The organism is Paenibacillus sp. Leaf72, assembly GCF_001422685.1.
In the GTDB taxonomy this organism is placed as follows: domain Bacteria; phylum Bacillota; class Bacilli; order Paenibacillales; family Paenibacillaceae; genus Pristimantibacillus.
Window position 1 is genome coordinate 37,956 of the sequence record NZ_LMLV01000006.1, and the last position, 15,203, is coordinate 53,158.

At 52.6% G+C, this 15,203-nt stretch carries 16 protein-coding genes and 1 riboswitch; of the genes, 2 read left to right on the plus strand and 14 right to left on the minus strand.

What is annotated here, in order from left to right; translation table 11 throughout:
• Nucleotides 1-5: 5 nt before the first annotated feature.
• The 7 genes from yabQ to mazG all read right to left on the minus strand — a co-directional run bounded on the left by yabQ (nt 6) and on the right by mazG (nt 4,806).
• Nucleotides 6-608 (minus strand): spore cortex biosynthesis protein YabQ, encoded by a 603-nt coding sequence (gene yabQ, locus ASF12_RS12475; RefSeq protein WP_063892552.1) that lies wholly within the window; start codon nt 606-608, stop codon nt 6-8.
• Nucleotides 605-889 (minus strand): sporulation protein YabP, encoded by a 285-nt coding sequence (gene yabP / locus ASF12_RS12480; protein ID WP_056034818.1) that lies wholly within the window; start codon nt 887-889, stop codon nt 605-607. Before yabP ends, yabQ begins: the two co-directional genes overlap by 4 nt.
• Nucleotides 890-1,098: 209 nt before the next feature.
• Nucleotides 1,099-1,860 (minus strand): DUF817 domain-containing protein, encoded by a 762-nt coding sequence (locus ASF12_RS12485; protein WP_081418787.1) that lies wholly within the window; start codon nt 1,858-1,860, stop codon nt 1,099-1,101.
• Nucleotides 1,860-2,468, minus strand: coding sequence for a histidine phosphatase family protein (locus tag ASF12_RS12490; protein WP_056034823.1), 609 nt, complete (start codon nt 2,466-2,468; stop codon nt 1,860-1,862). The genes ASF12_RS12485 and ASF12_RS12490 overlap by 1 nt, the downstream gene beginning before the upstream one ends.
• A 106-nt stretch (nt 2,469-2,574) precedes the next feature.
• Nucleotides 2,575-2,856 carry an RNA-binding S4 domain-containing protein gene (locus tag ASF12_RS12495; RefSeq protein ID WP_046234424.1) on the minus strand — a complete coding sequence of 94 codons (282 nt, stop codon included), beginning with the start codon at nt 2,854-2,856 and terminating at the stop codon, nt 2,575-2,577.
• Nucleotides 2,857-2,859: 3 nt separating this feature from the next.
• Nucleotides 2,860-3,132, minus strand: a complete 273-nt coding sequence (locus tag ASF12_RS12500; protein ID WP_046234423.1) for an HU family DNA-binding protein — start codon at nt 3,130-3,132, stop codon at nt 2,860-2,862.
• A gap of 192 nt (nt 3,133-3,324) precedes the next feature.
• Complete coding sequence (mazG, locus tag ASF12_RS12505) at nt 3,325-4,806, minus strand: nucleoside triphosphate pyrophosphohydrolase (protein WP_056034825.1); 1,482 nt, start codon at nt 4,804-4,806, stop codon at nt 3,325-3,327.
• Between the two features lie 184 nt (nt 4,807-4,990).
• Here mazG and ASF12_RS34475 point away from each other — a divergent pair, with 184 nt between their 5' ends.
• A complete protein-coding gene (locus tag ASF12_RS34475; protein WP_155973131.1) occupies nt 4,991-5,158 on the plus strand; it encodes a hypothetical protein in 168 nt (55 codons plus the stop codon).
• 4 nt (nt 5,159-5,162) lie between these two features.
• Nucleotides 5,163-5,570 (plus strand): hypothetical protein, encoded by a 408-nt coding sequence (locus ASF12_RS12510; protein ID WP_056034827.1) that lies wholly within the window; start codon nt 5,163-5,165, stop codon nt 5,568-5,570.
• Between the two features lie 53 nt (nt 5,571-5,623).
• Here the strand turns inward: ASF12_RS12510 and spoVT are convergent, their stop codons facing one another.
• The 7 genes from spoVT to ASF12_RS12545 form a co-directional block, all read right to left on the minus strand.
• A complete protein-coding gene (gene spoVT, locus ASF12_RS12515; RefSeq protein WP_046234419.1) occupies nt 5,624-6,166 on the minus strand; it encodes a stage V sporulation protein T in 543 nt (180 codons plus the stop codon).
• A gap of 537 nt (nt 6,167-6,703) precedes the next feature.
• On the minus strand, nt 6,704-6,937 hold the full coding sequence (locus tag ASF12_RS12520; protein ID WP_056034830.1) for a hypothetical protein: 234 nt from the start codon (nt 6,935-6,937) through the stop codon (nt 6,704-6,706).
• Nucleotides 6,938-6,961: 24 nt separating this feature from the next.
• Complete coding sequence (locus ASF12_RS12525) at nt 6,962-7,810, minus strand: ABC transporter ATP-binding protein (RefSeq protein ID WP_081418788.1); 849 nt, start codon at nt 7,808-7,810, stop codon at nt 6,962-6,964.
• Between the two features lie 177 nt (nt 7,811-7,987).
• Nucleotides 7,988-9,814: an allophanate hydrolase gene (atzF, locus tag ASF12_RS12530; RefSeq protein WP_056034831.1), complete on the minus strand. Its 1,827-nt coding sequence runs from the start codon at nt 9,812-9,814 to the stop codon at nt 7,988-7,990.
• Nucleotides 9,811-13,512, minus strand: coding sequence for an urea carboxylase (uca, locus tag ASF12_RS12535; RefSeq protein ID WP_056034835.1), 3,702 nt, complete (start codon nt 13,510-13,512; stop codon nt 9,811-9,813). Before uca ends, atzF begins: the two co-directional genes overlap by 4 nt.
• A 22-nt stretch (nt 13,513-13,534) precedes the next feature.
• On the minus strand, nt 13,535-14,185 hold the full coding sequence (locus ASF12_RS12540; RefSeq protein ID WP_056034837.1) for an urea amidolyase associated protein UAAP2: 651 nt from the start codon (nt 14,183-14,185) through the stop codon (nt 13,535-13,537).
• A gap of 2 nt (nt 14,186-14,187) precedes the next feature.
• Nucleotides 14,188-14,913: an urea amidolyase associated protein UAAP1 gene (locus tag ASF12_RS12545; RefSeq protein ID WP_056034840.1), complete on the minus strand. Its 726-nt coding sequence runs from the start codon at nt 14,911-14,913 to the stop codon at nt 14,188-14,190.
• A gap of 49 nt (nt 14,914-14,962) precedes the next feature.
• A riboswitch (guanidine-I (ykkC/yxkD leader) is annotated at nt 14,963-15,112 on the minus strand.
• Between the last annotated feature and the right edge of the window lie 91 nt (nt 15,113-15,203).

Below are 15,203 nucleotides of genomic sequence, written 5' to 3' on the forward strand. Positions count from 1 at the left end.
AAAACTTAGAATAACTTCCGCCAAAGCGCAACTACGCGTGCAACCGCTGCCTTAAAGCGCTCTGTAAGCTTAAGCTTATCGGCGTACTTGATAATTAGGCGGTTCAACGGTCGTATGATAGGACCTAATACCCACCATAGCAATAGCCATAATGGACGAGTCAATTTTAACATAATTTTTAGAACAAAAATAGTGAAAGCAGTCCCAAATCCCAGTGCTACAATACCTAATTTGTATATCAGAAGGATCGGCTTAATAATGACAAATTCCACCGTTTTGACAATTCCTCTGATGAGTGCGCGGATGGCGCGAATGATGCCCTGTACCAGTTTGATGACTGGCTTGCTAAATAGAAAGTAATAGCTGGTCACACCTATTGCCAGCCCTAGGAAAACGTACGCCCGCACCTCGCCATTGTTGCTTGCGTACAGCACACGAAACACGATAATCGACGCCACCAGCCAGTAAATAATGTCCAGAACCGGCAGCCACCACCGTGGAAACCGCAGCTCATTCGACACCACACGATAGCCGTCAAAAGCGACTCCCATGCCGATTCCTGACAGAAGCATCATCGCGAGCGTGTACCACTGCATCGTCAGTGTCACTTAAATAATTTACCAAATATGCTTTTGGATTTGCTTGGGGCATTGCCGTCCAGATAGGCGAGTGAATGAACGAGCCCCTCTATAGCGACAAAGCCTTGCTCCAGGCTGAGATGCTTAATATGCAGGTTCTGCCCTTTAATCGTCAGGAAGCCCAGATCGGTTTCCAGCAAAAACTCCTCGCTGTCAAAGCTCTCCACGTTTAATACGCCGGTAATCTCCAGAAGCTTTCGATTGAGCATCTTCACTTCCTGACGCTTCTGTCCTTTATTCTGTTCCACCATTGACCCGTCCCTCCACTTCAAAAGCGTAGCTTATGCTAAAGCTTATGGGAGTGGGACGAACTTTAGAACCTGTCCAGAGGGACAAACCTATGGAATCTATGAAAGGGCTCATGAAAATAGAGCAGCTACCGATATATACCCTATTCTATGATTTTGAAACAGCAGAATGCCTTGCCTTCCTATCTATTAAAAGAAAGCTTCTATTGCGCTCAGCGGGCGCTTTTTACCCGTTTCAGCTGGGCTACAATAATGATGCTGATCACGACGAGCAGCAGCCATGAGCTGATTTTGCTCACATGAACGAGCGTCCATTGCTTTTCCTGATCCGGATAGGCCCATGCCCCGAAAAAAGTCATAATATTTTCCGCAATCCAAATAAAAAATCCGGTTAGAACAAAAGCCAGCGTAAGCGGCATCTTATATACAGCTTCCCCAAGCTTGAAGTGGACGCTGGTACGCCAGAATACGATAATCAGCCCCGCCATCAGCACCCATCTGAAATCCCACAAATAATGATGGGTAAAAAAGTTCAAATATATCGCTGCGCTGATCGCTACCGCATACGCCATTTTGGGCCAGCCCACCATCTCCAGATGGAGCCTGCGCCAGGACTGACAAATATAGCTTGCTACGCTCGCATACATGAAGCCGCTGTACAGCGGAACATCGAATACTCTCGACCAGCCTTCGCCCGGATACGTCCAAGAGCCCATTTTCACCTTATACACCTCAAGCGCCAGGCCGATAATGTGAAACAGGCAAATAACCTTCAGCTCATCCCACGTCTCCAGCTTCGTAGCTACCATAACAACCTGCATGGCCAAGCAGATAAGCAAAATAAGATCATAACGGGCGATACCCGGCACATGGACGTAATGCGTAAGAGCCATAGCCCCGAAGATTGTAACCGGAAACAGGCAGTTCAGTGCCTGCAAGTAGCCGAACAACAGCAGCTTTTTCAGAAAAAATATCATTTCGCCGCTGCTTCATTAACCACGCCGCTCAAATGCAGCGCACAATTAAACTTCTCGCATGTCCAGCCGCCTGCGGCATTCGCATAAATCGTCGAGATGGACGTATTTTGAAGCGGCTCGTTCTTATAGGCATCCGGCACAAGCTCCTTCAAGCAGCGGCCGATGAGCGCACCATGGCTGACGATGAGTACATTTTCACCCGGATGGTTAAGGGCAATCTCCCTCAGCACCTCGCTGCCACGACCAACAACGGATTCATGGCTTTCACCCTGCCAGTCCATTTCCCGCCAATCGGCTCCCCACTTCTCGATGCGCTCTGCCTCCGTGGTGCCCTCCAGCAGGCCGCCTCCCATTTCCCGCAGCCGTTCGTCCTGCTTGACCGCCATGCCGCCGCCCAGACGCTTTGCCACCGCCTCAGCCGTCACAAGCGCCCGCTGCAGATCACTGGAGTAAATATGATGCCATTCCTCCTTGCTGAGCCGCTCCGCCAATACCTCCGCTTGCTGCAAGCCTTCCTCATTCAACGGAATATCCGTAGAGCCCTGCGCTCTCCCCTCGACGTTCCATTGCGTAACCCCATGTCTAATCCAACCAATTTTCGTCATGCTCCACTTTCCCTCCTTGATTTGCTCCGTCCATGGTTATATACGCAAATTTATAAAAAAAGGGCCGCTCTGCACATAATTACCATGCGCGAGCAACCCTTTATCTTTATTGCCATTCAAGATCATTGTCACGCGGACGCTGTTCTTCCTTCAGCACCGTGTAGAGCTCACCGGCTTCATCCTTGCGGGTCGTTTCGGCAATTCGCTCAATTCGAACGGTTACCGTCTTCTGCCCGTATTGGATAGCAAGCTCATCCCCAACCTTTACGGCGCTGCTCGCTTTCGCTTCGCGGCCGTTGATCCAGACGCGTCCCTGCTCGGACACATCTTTAGCGACTGTACGCCGCTTGATCAGGCGGGATACCTTGAGAAACTTATCCAGACGCATGAATTACTGGATAGCTTCTTTCAGCTTGTTGCCTGCTTTAAATGCAGGAACTTTCGATTCTGGAATGTTAATCTCTTTGCCTGTTTGTGGGTTGCGGCCAACACGGCTGGAGCGTGTGCGCGTTTCGAAAGTACCGAAGCCGATCAATTGTACTTTGTCTCCACCAGCAAGAGCATCTGTTACTTCTCCAAGAAAGCCGTTAAGAACAGCCTCTACATCACGTTTAGTCAAACCGCTTTTTGTTGCAATGTTGTTAATCAAATCTGTTTTGTTCATTCTAAAATCCTCCTAATAATAAGCTTAGCTAATGGTATAGCCGCGCAGTGCGGCCTACGTTCGTGAAAGTTTGAAACTGTTACACTTACGAAGTTAACTTATTCTGCTTGCCGACATGAATTCCTGCCGCTGACCGCAAATTTTTTTCACGAAAAGTGCGGAATCTTTGCTGCTATTAGCGAACCGCGTCCCTTACTGTCGCTTTGCTTCTTCCCACCAGCGGTCCATTTCTGTTAAATCAGTCTGGTCAAATGTTTTGTTGTTTATACGAAGCTGCTCTTCAATATAAGCAAAACGAGACTTGAATTTCCGGTTTGTCATCGTCAAAGCTTCCTCTGGATCCGCATGGATGAATCTCGCTGCATTGACGACGGCGAACAGCAAATCGCCTAGCTCGCCCGCCTGCTCCAGCTCGTCCTTCGAGGCAATCGCTTCACGAAGCTCGGAGAGCTCCTCCTGGATTTTATCGAGCACAGGCCCAAGATCATCCCAGTCAAAGCCGACCTTCGCCGCTTTCTTCTGAAGCTTGTATGCCTTCATCAGCGCCGGAAGGTCCTGCGGAATGCCGTCTAGCTGCGACTGCCGGCTGGCAGCTGTGCCATTGCGCTCCTTCTCTTCAGCCTTCATCTGCTCCCAATTGCCAAGCGCCTCATCGGCATCCGCAGCGCTGCTTGCGCCAAATACATGCGGATGACGGAACAGCAGCTTCTCGTTCAGCGTCTCAATGACATCATAGACGGTAAACGCGCCCGTCTCCTCCTCCATCTGGCTATGCAGCATCACCTGCAAAATCACATCGCCGAACTCCTCGCGCATTCCGTCCGGATCATCATTATCTATCGCTTCAAGCGCCTCGTAAAGCTCTTCGATAAAGTTTTTGCGGATAGACGAGTGCGTCTGCTCCCGATCCCATGGACAGCCTTCAGGGCTGCGCAAAATGGCCACAATCTCATGAAGCCGATCAAAAGAGCGGTTCAGCACCGCGTCCTCCGTCGTACGCGGCACATACAGCAGCGATAGATTGCCAAAGCCTTGTGTACGATCAAGCTCATAGAGCGGCACGCGAATAATCTGCTCCTCGCCGGCAACACCGAGTGCATGCCCGATGACAACCTCGAAGTCGTCGGGATAACGCTCCATTAAAGCCAGCTTCACGTCGGATGCGGTAAACGCATCGTAAATTTGCCCAATAATCGTATGTACGCGCGGTTGAAGCATGGCGGGCTGAAGCTCTGCGGCATCCAGCAGTGCAAAACCCTCAATTGGATCTATGCCGAGCCGGATAAACGCTTGATCCAAGAAGCTCTCGCCGCCGATAATGTCGAGCTGCACGCCCGCAGCTGCACAGCGCTCGCGAAGCAGCTGCACCGTGCGCTCTGCGACCATCGGATGCCCTGGTACGGCGTATACGAGCGCCCCTTGCAGCGATTGAGCCTCCAGCAGCAGCGTGGCCGCTATCGCCTCATATACCTCCGGAAACGTATCATGCTGCTCGTACACGGAATCAAACGAGGTATACGCTAGCTCATGCTCCTTGAGCAGCGATATCGCCGGATGCTGCTCCGTCCTGACATAGACGCGCGCTGCCTGCTGGAGTCTGCGCCATACGCCAAGCGTCATTTGATCGGCGTCGCCAGAACCGAGGCCAACAACCGTAATATGCGGTTCACTCATTATTCTCCCACTCTCCTACAATTGGCTTGTCCCATTAGTATACTAAAGAAGACGCTGCTACTACAAAAAAGCGGACAAGCACATTTTAATCAATTCCCTTTTATGGAAAATTGAGGTATTATCTAGTCGAAGGGTTCGATGCCGTTCGATAAACCCTCTATAACCAGAAAGGCGGAGAATTAATTTGAAGAAATCCTTAATTTTAATAACAACATCGGCAATCATCGGAATCGGCACACTGACTAATCTGTGTTATTTAATCATCCAAGCCAAGGTTAATAAAAAAAATGGCGTTTATATCGGCTTAAACTGGGATGGATTTTTCCCAAATTACTCGCAAGGCACATGGTAACTAAATGAAAAGGACCTATAATAATTTAAATGCCAACGAGCAAAAATTGCATAAATTCTCCAGCATTGCCTCATCACTGCTTTATGGCTCCTTATTCGGCTACTCGCTCAATAAAGACATTTTTTTTATTTGGCTCATATTGATGCTGTGCGGCGGAATCGCTCTTTTACATGTGAAAAAGTGGATTAGGACAGAACTGCGAACAAAAATGATGACCCAAATCATCGTGTTTACCGTCCTGTTGGATGTTTGGATCGTTGCTGACTTCATTCCCGTGCCTATACTGATTAAACAACTCGTTTTTTTAATTGCTTTTTGTGTATTGGGCTACAAATATTTCAAGCTGCTTTATGCAGGCGAGCTCGCCGTTCAAGATGATGCCGCTATAAACACGCAAAAGCCCGGTGCTTAAACAGCTAACCTGCTGTGTGCACCGGGACTGTTCGTTTGTAGGGACAGCCTGTCCTACTGCTCCATTTGCTTCGCTAAAAAACCAGCAGCGGTCTCAGCCATTTTTTGCTCCATAATCGACATTTTCACAGCTTCATCCTTACTCAGCAGCACCACGGTACCGATCGGATCTCCGCCTGCAATAATAGGTGCTATAACGAAGGCTGAAAAAGTGTCACTTATATCTTTAATCATCTCATAAGCGCCAGGAGTCGTTTCGGCTACAGCCTTGCGGTTCTCCATGCAGCTCTCCAGTATCGGCCCAACCTGCTTGTCTAACAGGTCTTTCTTAGAGGCTCCGGCTACCGCAATAATCGTATCCCGGTCAGAGATGAGCGCCACGTGATTCGTGCTCTCGAACAGCGATTCTGCGTATTCTTTGGCAAAATCCCCGAGTTCGCCAATAGGAGAGTACTTCTTGAGAATAACCTCCCCATCGCGATCCACAAATATTTCAAGCGGGTCACCTTCCCGAATGCGTAGTGTCCGGCGAATTTCCTTCGGAATAACTACACGCCCAAGATCATCAATGCGGCGTACAATTCCAGTTGCTTTCATTTCATGTTGCCCCACTTTCCTAGAGGATTTTAAGTCTACTGGGTACGAACTACCTGTCTAATAGCGTAAACGGCTATCGCCGAAATGCAGCGGCAAAGGCTCGTTTCGCGCTGAAATATAAGCGGGTTATAAGCAAGGAACTTATAAAGTCTTATATTTTAAAAAACACGGCTAACAGGCGGGAAGCCTCGAATGCTGAAGCAGTCGTTTTTCGATGCATGACGAAGGCCGCCATTCGAATGACCGTTCTTTACTTGATCAAGCCAGGCAACTCGTTTGCTGTGAATCTGACCATAGTATTCATCCGCTCCCAATTTCTTATGCACGCACCTTGAACAGCAACCCTTCAAATCATTTTACCCTTTACATCCCCTTCATTAACACCGCCTTTCAGCACTCCTGAAAGGCGGCAGGCAGCTCGTTCCCGGACTAATTTCCTAGTTCCAGCGGGCGAATATTCACGAAATTTTTAAATATTTGTCGCTTCATCCAGCTCTTGGCCAGCAGCTCCACCATTTTGATTTAACCCTGATCCGGTTAAGCTTTTCGTTCTTGCCCTCCGCAGGCCTCCTCTTTTCGCCCTTCTTCTCCCCGAAAAGAAAAACATCCCGCTGCTCCATTAAGAGCGGCAGGATGCCTGAATAACATGACGGTAGCAAGCAAAGCCATAGCCGCAAGCAGTTTGGGACGAGCCTTGAGAACCTCGGCAGTAGGAAAATTCCGCTGATCTTTCTGTTCCTCTTCCAGCACAGCCCTAGTCAGTTTCTCCATTATTAACTCCTCCTTTAAAATCACTCAATCATGCTTCAGCAGATCGGCAAGCTCGCGCTTTAAAGCTAAAAATGATTGGTGCTCACGCACTTCTGGCGAACGCTCCGCAGGCAAGTTCACTTTAAATTGCTTTAAAATCCGCCCAGGGCCAGCCCCCATTACGACAATGCGCTGCGACAGAAAGATGGCTTCATCAATATCGTGCGTAATGAAAAGCACGGTGGTTTTCTCCTTTTGCCACACATCCAGCAGCATCTCCTGCATCTCCAGCTTGGTCTGGGCATCCAGCGCGCCAAATGGCTCATCCATCAGCAGCACCTTCGGGCGATTGGCAAGCGCCCTGGCAATGGCCACACGCTGCTTCATTCCCCCTGAAAGCTGCTTCGGATATGACTTGTCGAACGACTCAAGGCGGATGATTTTGAGCCAATAATTGGAGATCGCCCGGCGCGCAAGCGTGGGTACCCCTTGCAGCTTGAGACCATATTCGATGTTTTCACGCACCGTCAGCCACGGAAACAGCGTGTAGCCTTGAAAGACCATGCCCCGTTCTGCACCGGGCCCGACAATCTCTTCGCCATCCAAAGCAAGCATGCCGCTCGAAGGCTCATCAAGTCCGGCGACCATGCGAAGCAGCGTAGATTTGCCGCAGCCAGACGGGCCCAGTATCGTCAAAAACTCATTGGAGCCAATAGTGAGCTGAATATCACGCAGCGCTTCAAAGCTGCTTTTTTTCGTTTGGTATACCTTATGGAGATCGCGGATTTCGATCGTTCCGCTACCAGCAGCCGCTACGGCAGCTGGCGCGTGTTGCGCCAATACATTCTCCTTCGGCTGCTCTTTCTCTTTCGCTTTCGCTGTTACCGTCGCCATATTCAAACGTGATCGCCTCCATAAGCGTTCAATTTGCGCTGCCTAGCCTGCTTGCGTTCCAGCAAGCAAACCGGCATCGGATTTGACTAACTGCCGCCCGATTTGTCAGGTAATCTAACAATTTTAATTAGAATACCGCAAATTTTTACTATTTGTCAATTTATATGTTAGGTTTATTTACATTATACTTGTAGCCTGCTCATATTTTCGCCAGCCGCCATAAGCCGAAATTCGCTCTGCCCCTTCAAGAGCATAGCCTTCACAAATAAAGCCCGGCACCTCTTCTCCATGCTCCAGCTCCACTTTTCCTATGCCCAGTGGCGCCGGTATAAGAGCCGCGAACTCGCCGAAACGCGCCAGCGGCATTCGCCAAAGCTCCAGCGCGACCGATACGCCACCTCGATCCAGCTTAATCATGCCAGGCTTTGCCGGCGTCGTAGAAAGCTTAATCAGCTCATATTTAGCCGCCGTGCTCGCTTCCCTGACAAAGCTCGCTCCGAAAGCGTGCATTTGCCGCTCTAATGCGAATCCGCGCATATGGAGACCGCATACAGCCACTAGCGTCGTCTGATCGGCGTCGACGGTTTCGGATGGCACTGCTGCAACTGCGCTATTTTGACTGCACTCCGTCCAGCCCGACTGCCCAGACTCCATTGTCTGGTTGGCATACAGCCTTCCCAAGCCTTCAAGCAGATGCTCTTGATCCGCTAATGCGAACAGCGTGATGCCAAAAGGCAGCCGCTCCGCTGCCTCCCCCGAAGGAAGAGCTACCGCACTTAGATCGAGCAAATTGCAGTGGTTCGTAAAAGCGCCCATTGCCGTATTCGTCTGAATAGGCTGCTCGCGCACCTGCTCACGCGTCCACGTTCCGCCACAGGTAGGCATAACCAGCACCGCATCATCGAGCAGACTCTTTGCCGCCAGCTTGAAGGCTTGCAAGCGATGCATGGAAGCAAATACGGAAGCTGCCGTATGGCGCTCGGCAGCTCCCGAACGAAGCACCTGCTCCGTTGCAGGCACCGCAATTCCGGGATGGCTTTCGATAAAACTGCCCAGATCAGCCCAGCGTTCTGCGACCCAGGGTCCTTCATATAGCTCAGCTGCCGCTTCTGCGAACAAGCTGCAATCCACATTTTCTATGGCAATCCCCAGCTGTTGCAGCTGTCGAACGGAGGCATCCCATGCCTGAGCGTAATCGTCCGCAAACGGTCCATAAAAGGCCGGACGCTCTAGCGGCAAATACAGCTTGGACGGCAGGCCGCTCGCAGAGCGCGCAACCTCCCTTGACCATGGATCAGCGGGATCGAGGCCGCGAGCGGAGCTATCGACGGCGAGCGCATCATCTATACTGGGGGCGAATACCGTCACACAGTCCAAGCTGGCGCAGGCAGGCACGACGCCCTTGGTCGGCCACGCGCCAAGGGTCGGCTTATAGCCGACAAGCCCGTTCAGCGCCGCCGGCACGCGGCCGGAGCCGGCGGTGTCTGTGCCAAGCGAGAACACCGCTTGGCCGCGGGCAACAGCGACAGCCGAGCCGGAGCTCGAGCCGCCGCTGATCAGCTCGGGGCGCAAAGCATTATGCGCCTCGCCGTAAGGGCTTCTCATGCCGACCAAGCCGGTGGCGAATTGGTCGAGATTGGTTTTGCCCAGCGGAATGGCTCCCGCCCGAACTAAACGCTCCACTACAGTGGCGTTTTCTTCTGGCGTATAGGCAAATTCCGCACAAGCTGCCGTTGTCGGCCAGCCAGCAACGTCGATATTGTCCTTGATCGCGAAAGGAATGCCCCAGAGCGGCGTTTTTGCCGGATCAAGCAGCGCGAGCCGCTCCAAATAAGGGCGCAGCCGCGCAAGCGCAGGCGGTGTAATCCAGATGTTCATTGCGGCATCCCGCTCGGAACGGCGGATGATTTCTTCAATAACCGCCTCAGGAGCAAGCTGCTTGGCGGCATATTTTTCACGCAGCCACTGCATCGTAAGCACTTCAGGAAAAGTAACAGCCGTCATACGAGCGACACCTCTTTCTGGATTTGCATAATGCCAGCAACAAGCTGGCCAGTATGAACCTCATCACCAGGCTTGACATAGATCGAAGCAACGACCCCGTCACAGGATGCCTGCTGGGAAAACTCCATTTTCATGCTTTCGACAATGATAAGCGTATCGCCCTTTTTCACCTGATCACCCGGACCTACGAGCACTTTCCAGACGCTTCCCGGCATATTGCAGCGTATAGCCTCCGCTCCCGCAGGAAGCTCCTTTTCTTCGCCTTGAGCCGCACCATCCTGCTCAGACACATATTCCGCAAGCCCAAGCGCCTTCCAGCTCTCGCGCTCTGCCTTGAACGCCGCCTGCTGGGTGTCGCGGAACGACGCCGCATCCTCTTCAATAGAAGCAAGAAATAGCAAATAGTCATTCAGTTGAAAGGTCGTCTCCTTAATTTCGACATCAAAGCGCCCACGCGGGAAGTCCTCACGCATCTTCAGCAGCTCATCCGCAGCAACCGGATAAAACTGAATTTGGTCAAAAAACCGCAGCAGCCACGGCTTGCCCGCCGTAAAGCTCTTCGTCGCCTGCAGCTTATTCCACATTTGAATCGTGCGCCCAACAAATTGATAGCCGCCCGGCCCTTCCATGCCATAGACGCACATGTAGGCTCCGCCAATTCCAACTGCATTTTCAGGCGTCCACGTCCGCGCCGGATTATATTTGGTCGTCACCAGACGATGCCGCGGATCAATGGGCGTAGCAACTGGCGCACCCAAGTACACATCGCCCAAACCTAGCACCAGATAACTGGCATCGAAAACGATTTGCCGCACATCCTGCCTATCCTCCAAGCCATTGATCCGGCGAATGAACTCTATATTGCTCGGGCACCATGGAGCATCCGGACGCACCGTTTGCTGATAGCGGTCTATCGCCAGCTGCGTGGACGGATCGTCCCATGATAGCGGAAGCCGCACAATTCGCGATGGAACTTCAATGGTCTCAAGCGGCGGCAGCAGGCTATCCAGCTCCAGCAAGCGGCGGCAAGCATCGCGGGCCGTGATGCGAGTGCGATCGATATGCACCTGCAGCGAGCGAATGCCCGGCGTAAGATCAAGCACCGGAAGCGAAGCATCCGCCCGTATGGCCTCCATCAGCACATGCACCTGAAAACGGAGCAAAATGTCCAGCTTCAGCTCGCCATATTCCACGAGCAAATTCTCATCCCCACTGCACCGAATAGCGATGGGAAAACGCCGCCCCTCCTCCTCGCTGACGAGCAGCGGATAGGACGGCGAAAGCAGCTGCCCCCTAAGCTCAGGAAGCTTCAGCTCTTGAAGTGACGCCATGTCGCCTTCGCCAAGCGCCCGCAGATTAGCTTCCTGTGCCTCGCGCAGCACATCAGCCTCTTCAAGCGTCAATAGCTGAAAATAGACCTTGTCGCCGGGATGCAGCTGCCCCAGCTTCCAAAATTCGGCCGAAGCCGTCGTAACCGGACATACAAAACCGCCGAGGCTCGGGCCATCTGGCCCCAGCAGGATCGGCATATCGCCCGTCAAATCAAGCGTTCCCACAGCATAGGCATTGTCGTGAATATTAGAAGGATGCAGCCCCGCCTCTCCGCCATCCTCTCTAGTCCAAAGCGGCGCTGGGCCGATTAAACGCACGCCTGTGCGGGAGCTGTTAAAGTGAACCTCCCACTGCGTTTCGGTTAACTGCTGCAAATATTCCGGCCGCAAAAATTCCTCTGTACAATGCGGTCCCGGTATAACGCCGATTGTCCATTGCCCTGTAATGGCCGGACGGTACACAGGAGCAAACTCCACCGCTAACGGTGCGGATAAATAGTCTCGCGACAGCTCCGAGCAATGTTCAGAGAACGCCATTTCATGTGATAGCATGCTGCCAGCGCCGTGCACTCTCAGCACATCCCCAGCTCGCAGCGCCCGGCCGCCATGACCGCCAAAGCCGCCCAGCGTAAACGTTGCAGCACTGCCCAGAATAAGCGGCATATCCAGTCCGCCTGCAATTTGCAAATACGTCCGAAGCCCCGCCGCCGCCTCGCCGAAGCTGAGTACCTGACCCGCCTTCGCTAGAATAGGCGCATACAGCGGAACAAGCTCACCGTCCAGCTTCGCCTGCATATCAGCACCCGTCAGGCAAAACCGCATAGCAGCGCGGAATCGATAAGAACCTCCGCGCAATGTCAGCTCCAGGCCCGCTACCTGATCCGAATTGCCGAGCAGCTTGTTGCCGAGACGGAAGGAGTAAGGGTCCATTGGTCCGCATGGCGGCACACCGACATCCCAATGCCCGACTCTTCCGGGCCAATCCTGCACCGTCGTCTGCACGCCGCCATCCAGCACCTCAATGGCTTGTTCCACTGGCGCAAAGCCTTCCAGCATCCGCGTATAAACTAGCCCCTCCTTGCAAGCTGCATCCTCAAGCAGCGCCTGCACATATTGCAAATTCGTCGTCAGTCCGTACATCCGCGTCTGGGCCAGCGCCTCGCCCAATTTGCGCAAAGCATCGTCGCGATCCGTGCCGTGCACGATAATTTTCGCCAGCATCGGGTCATACAGCGTCGTAATGGTCATGCCATCTCTCACCCATGTTTCATTGCGCGCCTGCTCCGAAAATCTCGCTTGATCCAGTTGCCCCGCACTCGGGCGAAAGCCCTGCAGGCAATCCTCGGCGTAAATCCGCGCCTGAATGCTATGTCCCTGCGGCTTCTTCACGAGCGTATGCAAATCGCGCAGCTCGCCCGCCGCTTCCCGCACCATCCATTCCACGAGATCGAGGCCAAGCACTTCTTCCGTAACACCATGCTCTACCTGCAGCCGCGTGTTCACTTCCAGAAAATAAAAAGCGGCCGTTTCCGGGTCATATAAATACTCCACCGTCCCCGCACTGCGGTAGCCCACTTCGGCAGCGAGCCTCGTTGCCGACTCCATCATGGCCGCGCGGACACTATCCGGCAAATGGGGCGCCGGGCTTTCCTCCAGCACCTTCTGATTGCGCCGCTGCACGGAGCAATCCCTCTCACCGAGCGCAACAACCTCGCCATAGCTGTTGCCGAAAATCTGCACCTCGACATGGCGCGCTTTGGCGATGTATTTTTCCAAAAACATGCCGCCGTTCTTGAAATTCGTCTCCGCCAGATGACGAACCCCCTCATAAGCAGCAAGCAGCGCCTGCTCATCGTCACACACCCGCATACCGATACCGCCGCCGCCTGCCGTGCTTTTCAAAATAACCGGGTATCCGATTTGCTCCGCACGCAGCACCGCTTCTTCCACACTGTCAATCAGCTCGGTTCCCGGCAGCATCGGAACACCCGCCCTTGACGCCAGCTCACGAGCGGAATGCTTCAGCCCAAACTGCTCCATTTGCTCCGGAGTCGGGCCGATGAATACGATGCCGCGCTCGGCGCAAGCACGGGCAAAGTCTGCATTTTCACTCAAAAATCCATAGCCCGGATGAATCGCCTCCGCACCTGTTGCGATCGCCGTCTGAAGAATGAGCTCCGCATTCAAGTAGCTCTCTTTGGCGGGACCATCCCCAATCCATACCGCTTCGTCGGCGTTATCGACATGCCTGCTGTCTTGATCTGCCTGCGTGTAGACAGCAACAGATTGAATGCCCAGCTTGCGCAGCGTGCGCTCGATTCTCACGGCAATTGCGCCACGATTAGCAATCAGTACCTTTGTAAACATAGCGACCTCTCCCCGCATTTATTTATTCGTTCCAGATCAGCACCTGTACAGGTGTTGGGTTATAGGCATTGCAAGGATTGTTAAGCTGCGGACAGTTGCTGATGAGCACCGTTGTCCTGCCGTGCGATTGCATCTCTACGTAATAGCCAGGCGCGGATACGCCGTCCGCAAACTGCAAGCCTCCTTCAGCGGTCACCGGCACATTCATGAAAAAATTTACGTTCGGCGCCAAATCGCGCTTTGTATAACCCGCCTCCCGCTTCGACAGCTGGAGCATGAACGTATCGCGGCAGTTGTGCATATGCAGCTTTTCATGGGCATATCTCACCGTGTTGCTCTGGGCAGAGCAGGAGCCGCCAATCGTATCGTGGCGTCCGCATGTATCGGCAATGATCGTCACGAGCGGCTTGCCCGATTCCGCCCGCAGCACCGACCCCGCCGTTAAATATACGTTCGCTTGCCCCGCAATCGTCGCGATGGCACTATAGTGATCTTCCGGCTGATCAGCGTCGTAAAAAAGCGTGTCCGCCGCCTGATTGCCTTCCAGATCGACAATTCTGAGCACTTGGCCAGGCAGCAGATCATGCATCCAGCCATCACCCGCCAAAATCGTTTTACTGTATACAGCCTCCGCTACCTTGCGCGGGCTTTCTATCAGATTAAATGCGGCCATTATTATTCGCCTCCTCGTAAAGCATCGTATTCCCACGTATTTTCAAACGCACGGCGATTTTCCGCACGATAATTCACACAGTAATCATGCTCCCGGTCTACCGCTTCCGCAGCCAATACTTCAATCAGCACAGGAACCGATGGATAACCCCTTCTTGCATCGAGCGGATTAGGCGTATTCGATAACACTAGCAGCACATCCATTTCCGTCCTAAGCGTTACAGCGCTGCCCGCCTGGCAATGATGCTCCGCATAATGCATATCACCCTGCTCGTCGCAGCTGATTTTGGAAAACCAATTGACGACCGGCATTAAATCTCTGACACCCATGCCGCTTCGCACGAGCTCCACCGCCAAATTTTCCTGCCCGCTTCGCAGCCAGCCGTTTCGAAGCTCCTGATAAGTCGTCGCACCATAGCGCTCATCCGTCAGCTCGCGGCTTGTGTAGCCGCCAAGCGGATCATGCCAGCCAAGCTCATCTTCTACAATGCTGACCATTGCGCGTCCGTTGTCGCTCATCAACACATTCCCTTTGGTCAGATGTGAGGTATGCTGCGCCTTAAGGGTATCCGGCATATTGTAGCGTTCATTCAGATCTGCGGCACTGAACAGCATGGCAGACACATTAGCCCCACCTTCAAGGGCAGTCAAACGGATGAGCCTCCCCCGTCCAATAACACCTGACCACTTGCCTCCAGCTTCAATTGTCTTGCTCCACCCTTTACTCATTTCCACTCCGCCTCCCCGTGAATATAAATAAAAAAAGCCTGGGAAATTGATCTCCCAGGCTTTTATCCTTCCGTGTTATACAGCGATTCGCGCCAGCAGCACTTATATTCGACTGTATGCCGTCTCTCGGACCAGGCTTAGCATTCATCAGAGGAGGCAATCCCCATATGCAGCTAACGGAACCCTAGACAGCGGTTTGTTTCCAGTTTATTTTGCAACGGAAACCCATATTCAATTGTCATATAACCTAACACTAAATAGATTATATGACCGTTGAATATCATTTGTCA

Bases quoted from the DNA above. Each gene is read 5' to 3' on its own strand.
- yabP (WP_056034818.1), bottom strand. From the start codon at position 889: ATGGTGGAACAGAATAAAGGACAGAAGCGTCAGGAAGTGAAGATGCTC.
- ASF12_RS12490 (WP_056034823.1), bottom strand. From the start codon at position 2,468: ATGACGAAAATTGGTTGGATTAGACATGGGGTTACGCAATGGAACGTC.
- ASF12_RS12495 (WP_046234424.1), bottom strand. From the start codon at position 2,856: ATGCGTCTGGATAAGTTTCTCAAGGTATCCCGCCTGATCAAGCGGCGT.
- ASF12_RS12500 (WP_046234423.1), bottom strand. From the start codon at position 3,132: ATGAACAAAACAGATTTGATTAACAACATTGCAACAAAAAGCGGTTTG.
- mazG (WP_056034825.1), bottom strand. From the start codon at position 4,806: ATGAGTGAACCGCATATTACGGTTGTTGGCCTCGGTTCTGGCGACGCC.
- ASF12_RS12510 (WP_056034827.1), top strand. From the start codon at position 5,163: ATGAAAAGGACCTATAATAATTTAAATGCCAACGAGCAAAAATTGCAT.
- spoVT (WP_046234419.1), bottom strand. From the start codon at position 6,166: ATGAAAGCAACTGGAATTGTACGCCGCATTGATGATCTTGGGCGTGTA.
- ASF12_RS12520 (WP_056034830.1), bottom strand. From the start codon at position 6,937: ATGGAGAAACTGACTAGGGCTGTGCTGGAAGAGGAACAGAAAGATCAG.
- ASF12_RS12525 (WP_081418788.1), bottom strand. From the start codon at position 7,810: ATGGCGACGGTAACAGCGAAAGCGAAAGAGAAAGAGCAGCCGAAGGAG.
- atzF (WP_056034831.1), bottom strand. From the start codon at position 9,814: ATGACGGCTGTTACTTTTCCTGAAGTGCTTACGATGCAGTGGCTGCGT.
- uca (WP_056034835.1), bottom strand. From the start codon at position 13,512: ATGTTTACAAAGGTACTGATTGCTAATCGTGGCGCAATTGCCGTGAGA.
- ASF12_RS12540 (WP_056034837.1), bottom strand. From the start codon at position 14,185: ATGGCCGCATTTAATCTGATAGAAAGCCCGCGCAAGGTAGCGGAGGCT.
- ASF12_RS12545 (WP_056034840.1), bottom strand. From the start codon at position 14,913: ATGAGTAAAGGGTGGAGCAAGACAATTGAAGCTGGAGGCAAGTGGTCA.